Raw genomic sequence first — 1,639 nt, forward strand, 5'->3', positions numbered from 1 at the left:
ATCGTCACCGGCAATGGTGTCGATCGTGATGGCGGCTTCGGGCAGATCAGTATCGACACCATAACCACGGTCAGCTTCAGCCGAAGCGGGGTTGCCCGCTGCGTCTTCCGTTTCAACCTTGGCGTGAACATTGCTGTCCTGGGCCAACTCGGTACCAGGAACGTCCACGTTCCAGGTCTTGCCGTCAGCGTTAACGGTGGTCGTGTAGCCCTTGCCGTTCACGGTCACAGTGACGGTATCGCCGGCCTTCACATCCTTACCTACGGTGCCGGTGATGGTCACGTCGGACTCGGACTCAGCCTTGTTGATCACGTCATCTTCAGCGATCACATTAATAGCGATCTCAGCTTCAGGCAGGTCGGTATCGACACCGTAGCCGCGGTCAGCCTCAGCGCTGGCTGGGTTACCAGCCGCGTCTTCCGTTTCCACCTTGGCGTGTACGTTCGAATCAGCAGCCAGCTCAGCACCAGGAACGTCCACGTTCCAGGTCTTGCCATCAGCATTAACGGTCGTGGTGTAGTCCTTGCCGTTCACGGTCACAGTGACAGTGTCGCCAGCCTTGACGTCCTTACCCACGGTACCGGTAATGGTCACGTCGGACTCGGACTCAGCCTTATTGATCACGTCATCACCGGCAATGGTGTCGATCGTGATGGCGGCTTCTGGCAGGTCGGTATCGACACCGTAGCCACGGTCAGCCTCAGCACTGGCTGGGTTACCCGCTGCGTCTTCGGTCTCAACCTTGGCGTGTACGTTCGAATCAGCAGCCAGCTCAGCACCAGGAACATCCACGTTCCAGGTCTTGCCGTCAGCGTTAACAGTGGTCGTGTAGTCCTTGCCATTGACCGTCACGGTGACAGTGTCGCCAGCCTTGACGTCCTTACCAACCGTACCCGTAATGGTCACGTCGGACTCGGACTCGGCCTTGTTGATCACGTCGTCACCGGCAATGGTGTCGATCGTGATGGCAGCTTCAGGCAGGTCGGTATCGACACCGTAGCCACGGTCAGCTTCAGCACTGGCGGGGTTACCGGCCGCGTCTTCCGTCTCAACCTTGGCGTGTACGTTCGAATCAGCAGCCAGCTCAGCACCAGGAACGTCCACGTTCCAGGTCTTGCCATCAGCATTAACGGTCGTGGTGTAATCCTTGCCGTTCACGGTCACAGTGACAGTGTCGCCAGCCTTGACGTCTTTACCCACGGTACCGGTGATGGTCACGTCGGATTCGGACTCAGCCTTGTTGATCACGTCGTCACCGGCAATGGTGTCGATCGTGATGGCGGCTTCGGGCAGATCGGTATCAACGTCGTATGGACGCTCTGCGTTAGCGGAAGCGGAGTTGCCTGCTTCGTCTTCAGTTGTAACCTTGGCTTCAACTTTAGCGTTACCAAGCAGGTCTACGCCTGGAACATTCAAGTTCCAAGTTTTGCCGTCGGTATTAACCGTCGTGGTGAACTCTTTGCCGCCAATAGTGATGGTGACGGTGTCACCTGCTTTAACGTCTTTACCAACCGTACCGGAGATGGCCACGTCGGCTTCAGATTCAGCCTTGTTGACGATGTCATCTTCAGCAATCACGTTAATAGTGATGTCGGCCTCGGGAGGCGTTACGTCTACGTCGTACGGCTTCTCGTCGGTA

Annotated in this window: 1 protein-coding gene; it reads right to left on the reverse strand. The window is 57.0% G+C overall.

Going from position 1 to position 1,639, the window contains the following annotated elements:
• On the reverse strand, positions 1–1,639 hold a 1,639-nt coding region (locus tag Q9R35_RS18655; protein ID WP_311220255.1), incomplete at both ends, for an Ig-like domain-containing protein.

Origin of the sequence: Alcaligenes sp. AB3, assembly GCF_031844565.1 — a bacterium.
In the GTDB taxonomy this organism is placed as follows: Bacteria; Pseudomonadota; Gammaproteobacteria; order Burkholderiales; family Burkholderiaceae_B; genus Alcaligenes; species Alcaligenes faecalis.